The organism is Mesorhizobium sp. M7A.F.Ca.CA.002.15.2.1 (assembly GCF_003998715.1).
Classification (GTDB): Bacteria; Pseudomonadota; Alphaproteobacteria; order Rhizobiales; family Rhizobiaceae; genus Mesorhizobium; species Mesorhizobium ciceri.
The window spans coordinates 1-10536 of sequence record NZ_RZPI01000121.1 but is presented as its reverse complement, the minus strand read 5'-3'; the positions used below and the strand labels follow the sequence as shown (position 1 = coordinate 10536).

Annotated in this window: 6 protein-coding genes and 2 pseudogenes; all 8 read right to left on the bottom strand. The window is 61.7% G+C overall.

What is annotated here, in order from left to right; translation table 11 throughout:
- The coding region (locus ENZ74_RS09925) for an FAD binding domain-containing protein (protein WP_206522271.1) at positions 1 to 502 on the bottom strand (502 nt) is incomplete at its 3' end.
- 161 nt (positions 503 to 663) lie between these two features.
- Positions 664 to 2631, bottom strand: a complete 1968-nt coding sequence (locus ENZ74_RS09920; protein ID WP_063167463.1) for a hydantoinase B/oxoprolinase family protein — start codon at positions 2629 to 2631, stop codon at positions 664 to 666.
- A 3-nt stretch (positions 2632 to 2634) separates the two neighbouring features.
- A complete protein-coding gene (locus tag ENZ74_RS09915) occupies positions 2635 to 4662 on the bottom strand; it encodes a hydantoinase/oxoprolinase family protein (RefSeq protein WP_063167462.1) in 2028 nt (675 codons plus the stop codon).
- Between the two features lie 102 nt (positions 4663 to 4764).
- Positions 4765 to 5745 carry a helix-turn-helix domain-containing protein gene (locus tag ENZ74_RS09910; protein WP_013533169.1) on the bottom strand — a complete coding sequence of 327 codons (981 nt, stop codon included), beginning with the start codon at positions 5743 to 5745 and terminating at the stop codon, positions 4765 to 4767.
- Positions 5746 to 6043: 298 nt separating this feature from the next.
- Positions 6044 to 6288, bottom strand: a pseudogene (locus ENZ74_RS09905) (helix-turn-helix domain-containing protein); the annotation flags it as partial.
- 197 nt (positions 6289 to 6485) lie between these two features.
- Complete coding sequence (locus ENZ74_RS09900) at positions 6486 to 7823, bottom strand: HlyD family type I secretion periplasmic adaptor subunit (protein ID WP_063167461.1); 1338 nt, start codon at positions 7821 to 7823, stop codon at positions 6486 to 6488.
- Positions 7824 to 7842: 19 nt separating this feature from the next.
- Complete coding sequence (locus ENZ74_RS09895) at positions 7843 to 9537, bottom strand: type I secretion system permease/ATPase (protein ID WP_013533172.1); 1695 nt, start codon at positions 9535 to 9537, stop codon at positions 7843 to 7845.
- A 63-nt stretch (positions 9538 to 9600) separates the two neighbouring features.
- Positions 9601 to 10536, bottom strand: a pseudogene (locus ENZ74_RS09890) (adhesin); the annotation flags it as partial.

Here is a 10536-nt window from a genome sequence, read left to right as displayed (position 1 = left end):
GAATTCTCGTCACAATCGCCTCTGCCAGCAGCGCATGCCTGTCTTTGAGGAAATCCGAAATACCGATGAGTGTTGGGCCTTCGAACGTCTCCAGCTCCACCGTCGCCTCACAGACGAGAAGCGCAGGGGCGAGATCGGCGGCGGCAAAGTCGAGGGCACAAAGGTTACCGCCCACGGTGGCGACCCTTCGGATACCGGGATTGGCCGCGTTCTCCGCCGCGTCAACCAGACCTTCGAAGCCCGCTGCCCCATGCAATGCGCGGCCAAGGACTGCGTGGGTAACAGCTGCGCCGATCACGACATGGTCCGAGTCGATTTCGACCTTGGACAAGGCCGGTATTCGGTCGAGTGCGACCACCGCGTCGGGAAGGTCGACCCCGCGTTGGGGATCACGCATCATCCAGGTGCCGCCTGCAAGCACCACCGCGCCCTGCCGGCGTGCTGCCATTGCCTCTTCAAGTGTGCTGGCCGCGGTGAACGATCGTCCCACGCCTGGTGCCATCTGTCATACCCCTCGGAGCAGCCAACCTTCGCGGCGCTGCGACATTGTTGCTCCAGCTTTAGGTTCCTGTGAAATAGTAATTCTTTGAATATGGTATCGAAAAAACAGATAACTCTGGCATCCCGCGAGCGCCCGCAAGATTGCGGCGCGCTCGCTGGCGCTCAGACCCAGTGGGTGACGGTCCGTTTCTCAAAACTCTCCCGGAACTGGGCGGTGGTTTTGGGAAGTAGTTCGCCGGTCTCCCAGTCGAGGATCACGGCATAGTGCCGAACCGCATCGAGCGTATCGATCTCGCCGGAGCGGTATTTGCGCGCGACCTCCTCGGGATCCATGCGTGCCCAGCCCTTCCGTTTCGCCCGGATGTCGGTACGGCAGGCTTCGGTCGCCGTCTCGTCGATTTCGTACTGGCACAGGTCGCGGTCGATTTCGCGGATCACCACACCGTAGTCAGTCCTGGCACGCTCCAGGGAAACGTAGTCGTCGATCACGTCCTCCATCACCTTGCGGGGCTCGCGCTGCAGTGGATCGCCGAAACCACCGCCGCCGGCCGTCGGACGAGCGAACTGGTCGCCTGTGTGGACGGAGTAATCGGAGAATACGGAGCCGAGCCAGATCTCGGTCTCTTCTCCGGCGCGCTTCATGGTCAAGCCGTGGGGCATCGACGGCAGGCCTCCTTCGACACCCCAGACGACAGCACGCTCGCGGTCGCAAATATAGGACATGACGGCATTTTCAGCCTCAAGCAGCAATGAGGTCTTCTGCACGCCGACGCCGCCCCGCCACTTGCCGGGCCCGGCTGAATCCTGCTTGATCTGGAACTCGAGCGTCCGAGTGGGATTGACCCGCTCGTTGCCTTCGTTCGGCTGCGACATCAGCCCGGTTCCGAAGCAGGCGGTGGTGACATCGGCACCATCCTTGCCGTTGCGCCCGCCCCAGCCGCCAGGCAGCCATTCGTAGAACATGAAGATCGGCTTTTCGGGTTTGCGCGCATCCCGTCCCCCGGCCAGCAGATATTCGAGGTTGAAGGCGCAGGCGATAGCGCGTTCGGGCATGATCTTCGACCACATCTCGAAGATCGCGTTCATGATCTTTTCAAACGGCATCAGGAACCCGGTCACCGCCACCGGCCATTCCGCGCTGACGATGCTGTTCTTCGGCGCGGTCACCTCGATCATCCGGTAAAACCCGCTGTTGAGCGGGAGGTCCGGAAAGAAGGTTTTCATGCCGGCGACCACGGCCGAGAAGGTCGCGCCCGGTGCGGAATTATACATCGAGGCAATGGTCGAGTGGCTTCCCGTAAAATCGTAGTGGATCGTGTCGCCCTTGATCGTCATCTTGATGCGGATCGGGATCATGCCCTCGCCGGCACCGAGATCCCGGTCGATGTAGTCGACCGTCTCCCAGGTGCCGTCGGGCAGCTCCGCCAGACGCTTTCGCACGGCACGTTCGACGTAGTCCTGAACCTCCTCCATACCGCGCATGACCTGGCCGCGCCCGTACTTCTTGACCAGCCGCAGCAGTTCGCGCTCGGCCGCCTGCGTCGCTTGCGCCTGGGAATGGATGTCGCCAATGATCGATGCGGGATCGCGCGTGTTGGCCGCGATCATGTTGGCAACATCGGAGCAGAAGCGGCCGCGCTGGAAAAGGCGCAGCGGCGTTATCCGCAGCCCTTCGCGGAACATGTCGCGGGCGGTGACGTCGAAGGAGCCCGGCACCGAGCCGCCGAGATCCGACCAGTGTCCGTTCGACTGGGAGAAGCCGATCAGTTTGTCTTCATCGAAGATCGGCCGGACGAGCCGAACGTCGCTGAAATGCGTACCGCCGGCATAAGGATCGTTGATTGCGTAGACATCGCCGGGTGCCATATCGCCTTCGAAGACCCGGATCACTTCCTTACACGTGTTGTGCAGTGTGCCGACATGGACCGCGATGTCGTAGTTGCCCTGGGCGACGGAGTTGCCATCGGCGTCGTGCAGGGCGTTCGAAAAGTCTCGGTTGTAGATGACGAAGGAATAGCAGGTGCGAAGCATCTGTTCGGCCATCTGGTCGACGGTGGTGATGAAGGAGTTCTTCAGCACCTCGAACGTTACCGGATCGAGGCCAGGGCCCGTTTCAATCAGCTTTGTCATGTCTCAGCCTTTCGTCACGATGAGAATGTTCAGGAAGCCATCGACGGTCGCGCTCATTCCCGGCGGAACCACGGTGGTGGAATCGAACTGTTCGACGATGGCGGGTCCCGCAAAGGCAGCGCCGGCGCTGAGTTGGTCGCGTTCATAGACAGCCGCATCATGAGATACGCCGTCGAACCAGACGCCGCGGCGGCCGAGCGGCTCGGGCACATGAGGCAAGACTTCGTGTCGCGGTATCTCGGCTTTCGGGACGATGCCGATCGCCTTGACCGCGATGCGGAAGATCGACACCGGCGCCTCTTCGCGGCGGTAGTTGAACTCGCGTTCGTGTTCGTTGTGGAATGCCTCGATCAGCGGGCAGATGCTCTCGATCCGCGCCGGGGCTGACACCGCGAGCGAGCGCCATTGGCCCTGGTACATCATCTCGACCGTGCGCTGCAGCGCCATGTCTTCCTGCGCCACGCCCTCATGGCCCAGACGCTCAACCGCCTGTTTTTCCATCAGAACAAAGGCTGCCTGCATCTCGGCGGGCGAGACAGTCGAAGCATCGGCCATGAAGCTTTCGGAGAAATCGTGCTGCACGTCGACGAGAAGGCAACCGAGCGCGGAGGTAACGCCGGGATTGGGCGGTACGATCACGGTTGGAATCGAAAGCTCCTTGGCCACCGCCGCTCCGTGCAAAGCGCCAGCACCGCCGAATGCGACCAGCGCAAAGTCGCGCGGGTCGTAGCCTCGGCTGATGGAGAGAAGCCGGACGGCATTGCCCATATTGGCGTTGGCGACGGCGATGATCGCCTCGGCCGCCTGGTGGAGTTCCATGCCGAAGGGTTCCGCTACCGTCTCCTGAACCGCCTCGGCGGCCAGAGCGGGGTCGAGCGTGATCTTGCCGCCCGCAAGGCTGGTGCCGAGACGGCCGAGCACCACATTGGCATCGGTGTTGGTGGCAATGAGGTTGCCATTCTTGTAGCAGGCCGGACCTGGAAAGGCGCCAGCGGACTGCGGCCCGTTGCGCAAGCTGCCGCCCTCGTCCTGCCATGCCAACGACCCGCCGCCCGCACCGATGGTCAATACCTCGATGGAGGGGAAGCGGATCGGATATCCGAATTCGATGTACCAGTCCTTTGTGATGCGCGACTCCCCGTTCCAGGCCAGCGAGACGTCGGTGCTGGTGCCGCCCATGTCGAAGCCGATCGAGTTCGGGTAGCCACAGAGATTTCCGATGAAGCGGCTTGCGATGGCGCCGGCGGCGATGCCGGATCCCGCGAGCCGGGCTGAGAAATCCTTGACGCTCGCGGGCGTCATGACCCCGCCACCGCTGTGCAGCAACAGGAGATCTCGCTTGTATCCGGCGTCGGCAAGCTTTTCTCCGAGACGCGACACGTAGTCGACGACGACCGGGGCGCAGACGGCGTTCGCCATGGTGGTGGAAAAACGTTCGTGCTCGAAGATTTCCGGCATCACCTCCGAGGAGATCGAGACCGGCAGATCCGGCATTGCCTCCTTCAGGATCTCACGCATGCGGCGCTCGTTGGCGCCGTTCACATAGGAGTTCATGAAGCAGACGGCGATGGACTTGACCTGCCGTTTCTTGAGAATCTCCGCGACACGGCGCGCGGCCTCTTCGTCCAACGCTTCCAGGATCGTGCCCTCGGCACTGACCCGTTCCCGGACGGTCAGCCGGTCGCGGCGCGGGATATAGGGCTTGGCGACATCTTTGTAGGTGTCCCAGAGATCTTCCTTGTTGGCGCGACGGATCTCTACAACGTCACGAAAACCCTCGCTGCAGACCATTGCGGTGCGCGGCAGACGGCGGGTGATCAGCGCATTGGTGGCGACCGTCGTACCATGAGAGAACATCGTTACCTCCGAAAGATCGATGCGCCCCTGCTCCACGCCATTCATGATGGCCTGCATGGGATCGTCAGGCGTGGAGGCGGTTTTTTCGATGCGGATCGCTCCGCTGTCTTCGTCCATGATGCAGATGTCGGTGAAAGTCCCTCCGACATCGACGGCAACTCTGATTCGGCTCATGACAGTTCCTTCGCAAGGTCTTGCGGGCAAAGCCCCGCCTTCGTCGCCCCTTGCCGGGGAGACGTTGCATGAATGGTGGAATTGGCCCGGATTTCGTCGGGACTAGTGGCGCTCTCGCGAGGCCGAAGAGCCGCCCGCCCGGTTCGCTGCTTCGCGACGGGTATCCGTCGGTGCGCAGCCGAACCGCGTCCGGTAGTGCTTGCAGAACTGGGACTGGTCGGCGAAGCCCCAGCGGTAAGCGATCTCGGCTACGCTGCTGATGTTGGTCACCGACATCAGCTCCTCGGCGCAAAGTTCAAGCCGGGCGTCGCGGATGAAGCCGTTGATCGACTGGTTGCTGTCCTGAAAAAGGACCTGCAGGTAACGCAGGGAGATGCCGCAGGCATCAGCCACCGCCTGCGGGCCGAGGTCGGAATTCTTCAGATTGTCGCGAATATACTGCTCGGCACGATGCAAATGGCCGGCCCGGATCGACGAGATGCTGCTGTCCAGCACGCGATCGTCGCTCACGATCGACAGGCACAGCATTTCCAGGATGTGCCTGCCCATCATCTCACGAGCGACTTCAGTGATCTCATCGAGATGACCGATCGTGGTTCGCACCGTGTCGAGGAAGAGCGCGGCGATGCCTTGGGTCGCGTCGAAACTGAGCGCACTGAGCCGTTCGGCGGATCCGATCCGTGCCCGAACGCTCGATGATGGTACCTTGAGGACCCACAGCGCGTTTGGCTTGCCGTGCCAGAATTCGTAAGGCGCATCTCCCCGCTCGACGAGAAAGCCCCCCGGCCTGCAATTGACGGTTCTCGACCCTTGCGAGAAATTCACCTCCGACATCTCCGGGATCGTGATGAGCAGGCTGGCGTCACGCTCGTTGAGGAAGTGGCGGCGGTGGCGACGATAGCTTACGGCATCGCAGCGCATTTTAGACACGCTGACGAGCCCAAGCGAGAAGGTTTCCAGCGTGCCTGAAAATTCGCGACGGTTCCGATACTCGGTGTCGAGCGGAAAATAGGCTTCGGTAACAGCGGCTTGCCAGGCATCACCGCCTGCGGGACCGCCGATCGTATCGACGACGTATTTCATTCCCCGACCTTTCTGGTTGACCCGGTTGTCCCGGTGTTGTTCCGAAGATTACAGGAATTCACCGGCGCGTATTGGTCAAAAACGAATAAACTTATGTGGTCGGTTGGCCCAGGACCGGAGCTCGCGACGGTTGCAGTTGTCGTCACGATCAGTGTGCAGCTGATCAAACCAGCCTTGGCGCGCAAACCGCCAGCCGACTTGGAACCATGCATTCTTTTCGCACACTCATTCAGGAAAAGTTGTCGGCTTCCAGATGTGGGCGGAAATGATGTCCTGCAGTTCCGTGCGTACGGAAGAGTGGCAGCAGCGTGTAGCGGCGGAAAGCGACAATGTCCGCCTCGTCCTCAATCGAGAGCACCCTCGATCTCGGTTCCTTCGGACCAGTCGATAGATCGGCGACCGAAGCTCGCCTCTTCCACTTCGCAACCGTCTTCCGGTTGATCCCGTAGCGCTTGGCCAGCCCCTCAGGTTCTCTTGACTATGCTGTATCGCTCGACGGACCGCCTCTGTCGTTTTGGCGCTCCCATGCAGAACTTGGCCCATAGCGCATCCTTTCATTCGGGAGACAAGGATGCTCCATAAAGCCCGGGATCAAACATCTAGGATCATCAGATCCAGCACCAAAGAAACAGAGGGGCTGTCGGCAGGGAACATGCAGACCATGAGCGACTGGTTGTCGGCTTGTCTCCGACTGCTCTGCGTCAGAATCACCTCAAAAGCGAAGTCGCTTGGCTAATCCGTCATTTCTGGCGAAAGGCGGAGTGGAACGACACAACCAGCGGGCCCAGAATGTAGTCGAGCGCGGTGCGTTCCTCGGTGACGATCATGACTGACGCTGGCATGCCCGGATAAAGCGCAATCTGTGGGGCTGCTGCCAATTCCACCGGATCGACCGCTACGTCGGCAAGATAGTAGGGAAACCCGGTCTTGCTGTCGGTAATGCGATCCGCCGAAATGCGGGAGACGCGGCCATGAATTATGGGTATTGAGCGCTGCTTGTAGGATGTGAAACGAACTTCGGCAGCCATATCGGGTCGCAGGTTCGATATGTCCTCGACGCGAATCTGGGCCTGGACGATCAGCGAATTTTCGGTCGGCACGATATCGAGGATGGTCTGGCCCGGCGAAACGATCGCGCCTATCGAGAAGACGCTGAGATCCATCACCTGGCCGTCATACGGCGCGCGCACCTCGGCTCGGTCCATGGCAGCCTGGGCGGCAAACATCTTGGGCACGAGGTCGGAAAGGCTCGATTGCGTATCGATCAGCATGGCCGACAGCTTGGCTCGGCGCTCATTTGTCAATTGTGCGATCTGGCTTTCGAGTTCGGCTTTGCTCTGTTGGCTGCCGCCGATCGCGCCGAGGTTCTCATCGATCAGGCCCTGCAGATCCGAGGCGGATCTTTCCAGCTCCAGGATGCGTGGGCGGGTCGTCAATCCGGCCTTGAGCAGCTTCGACAGGCTGGCCTTCTCGTTGATCGTCGATTGCAACTGGGCATGGTAAGATTCGACCCGAGACTGCTTGCCCTGGATCTGCTCCTCGAGTTCGGCAATGCGCCGCTCGAGGATCTGCCTGGCGCCGGCCATCGAGGCGCGTTGGCTTTCCAGATCGGCGATCTGGTTTGCCATTGCATCCCTAAGGTAGTCTTCGTGCTCTTTGAGAATGTCCTTGGGAAAGGCAACAACCTCGCTGCCGTCCAGTTCGGCTCGGATCCTGGCATCGGTTGCGCGCAACAGCGCATATTGCTGGGCATAAAGATTGAACTCGGACCGAATCCTGGTGTCGTCCAGCTTCAGCATTATGTCGCCCTTCCTGACGACGTCGCCATCCTTGACGCGGATCTCCTTCACCGTACCGCCGTCGAAGTGCTGTACGCTTTTGCGATTGCCATCCACCTTGACGATGGCGTCGGCAAGCACGGCGCCGTTCAGCGGGGCAAAGGCCGCCCAGCCGCCAAAGATGCCAAAGAAAGCAACGATGATCAGCAGACCTATATAGGCCGGCACCCGGATCGAATCCGGGGCCAGAATACCGGCGTCGCCAGGCAGGCTCCGGTAGGTAAGCGCGCCGTCGCTCATCGCTCTCTCCAAACACGGCTCATTGCGTTGCCACCGCCATTGGCGCCGCGCGCTGGTTGAGGAGCGCCACGATCTCGTTTCTCATGCCAAAGGCCTCGACGGCGCCATCGCGCAACAGGAGGATCTTGTCGACATTCGCCAGGGTCGAGGGCCGGTGAGAGACGATGATCACCGTACTGCCGCGGCGCTTGAGTTCGATCGCGCAGTCGCTCAGCGCGCGGTCGCCATCGGCATCGAGATTGGAGCTGGGCTCGTCGAGAATGATCAGGTTCGGAGTTCCGAACACTGCGCGGGCAAGAGCAATCCGTTGGCGATATCCTCCTGACAGCACTGCGCCGCCTTCGCCGATCTGCGTCTCATAGCCTTGCGGCAGGCGGATGATCATCTCATGCACGCCGGCGAGCCGCGCGGCCTCGATGACCTCCTGGTCGACATTGGTCTTGAAGCGGCCGATGTTGGCGGCGACGGTATCGGAGAAGAGTTCGATATCCTGCGGCAGATAGCCGATGTGGTCGCCGAGCGCGTCGTGTCCCCATTGCGACAGGTCGGCGCCGTCCAGCCTGACGGTACCACGGCTGGGTTGCATGACGCCCGCGAGATGACGCGCCAGCGTCGACTTGCCGGCGCCGGAAGGGCCGACGATTCCCAGCGTCTCGCCTGCTTCCAGCCGGAACGATACGTCCCGCAGAAGCACTTTCTGCTGGCTTGCAATTGCAAAGCTGACCTGCTCAACCGAAATCTTGCCGGTGGGCTTGGGCAGGTTGAACGATCTTTCGCTCTGCGCGCCCCCGTCGACCAGCTTCTCGACCCTTGCCAACGCCGCCCGCCCCAGGATCAGGCTGCGCCAAAGGCCGACGATCTGCTCGACCGGCTGTAGCCCCCGGCCCAGCAAGAGGCTCGCGGCGAACATGGTGCCGCCGGTGATCTGCCGTTCGATCACCAGATAGGCGCCGAGGCCGAGGATCAGCGACTGCATGGTGAGCCGCAGGAAACGGATCAGACCCGACATCAGTGCGGCGCGATCGCTTGCCTCCGCCTGGCGCCGCAGCGCCAAATTGCGGTCGCGTCCCCAGCGGCGGATGAGGCCGTCGATCATCCCCATGGCGCGAACGACTTCGGCGTTTCTGAGGCTCATCTCGGTGAAATTATAGTTGGTCGTCGCCAGGTCGTTGGCCTGCTTCAGCGGCGAACGCACGATATATTCGTTTAGCACCGCCATGGCGACCAGAAGCAGCGAGCAGCCCAGCGCGAAGAAGCCGAGCCAGGGATGCAGCAGGAAGATGATGCCGATGTAGATGGGCGACCATGGCAGGTCGAACAAAGCGTGGATGCCGCTGCCGGTGATGACCTGCCTGAACGTGTCGAAGTCTCGGATGGGCTGGCTCGGCGACGAGCCGGGCGATGGGGTCTCGACCGACGCGGCCAGGACTTTTGCCGACAGCAGCCGGTCGAGCCGCGCACTGGCACGCGTCAGGATGGAGGCGCGCACCAGGTCGAGGCCGGCCAGCGAAAGAAAGGCCGCCAGCAACACCAGGGTCAGCATCACCAGCGTGGTTTCGCTGCCGCTGGTAACGACCCTGTCGTAGATCTGCAGCATGTAGAGTGGGGACGCGAGATAGAGCAGATTGATGGCCAGGCTGAACGCCGCCGCTACCAGGAAATAGCGGCGGCAGGCCCGAAGCGCATCCTTCACAATTCGAGATTTGCTATCCACGTCCAGAACCCCACTCGATACGCATCAGGCCAGGTGGGCCGCCGCTGGCGGCGGCCTTTTGGTTCACACCACGAAGTCGCTTGAAATTGCTCCATTGCCAACGCCCGTCAGCGTGAATTCCGCCGGATTGTACGAAACGGCGGTATGGCCTTGGCCGTCATCGGCAAGCTTGAAGCCGTTCGCATCGTAGCTGCCGACCAGATGCAGCGCGGTACCGTGGGTGCCGTCCGAAACGGTCAGCGTTCCGCCGCTGCCATCCTGGTTTGCCTGGTAGACGGCCGTCGTTCCCGCGCCGAACAGGATGTCCTCGAGCTCAAGCCTGTCGTCATTGGTGATGCCGCCGATCCGCCCGCTGAAATCGAAGGAATCGTCGAGCTGCAGCGTGCCGGCCGCATCGTGCGCGAAGGTGACATCCGTCGACGAGGCGCTGCCGAACTCAAGCTTCGACAGGTTGCCGATCGTGGCATCGCCGTCGCCGGTGACCTGGCCATGGATGACTATGTCGCCGCCATTGGCCAACAGCATGCCGGAATTCGCCAGCCCGCCGGTGATCGTCAGTCCACCTGAACCGGTCGCCTCCAATGTTCCGGAGTTGGTGACGACGCTGCCCCCCGTATCGATGACCAGCGCATTCGCGCCGGAGGCGATAATGGTGCCCTGGTTGTCGAGGCTCAGCATCCCGCCGCCCAACTGGCCGGCGCCCGATATCGTGTTGTCGACATTGACCAGAGTGACGTCCGGCCCCGTGCCGGAGATCACGTTGGCGGCGCTGTCGGACAACAGTATCTGCCCGCCGCCCTGCAGGGTCACGCCATGCTGGATGATTTGCAGCAGCGTTTCACCGCCGGTCGAGTCCAGCGAGATGAGGCCGCTATTGTTGATCATGCCGCTCAGCGGCAGCAAGGCGCCGTCGCCGATCGTCATGGTGCCGGCATTGTTGACCACCGGCGTCTGGTCGAAGACGAAATTGCCTGCCGTCAGCGCGCCCGAGTGCACGCC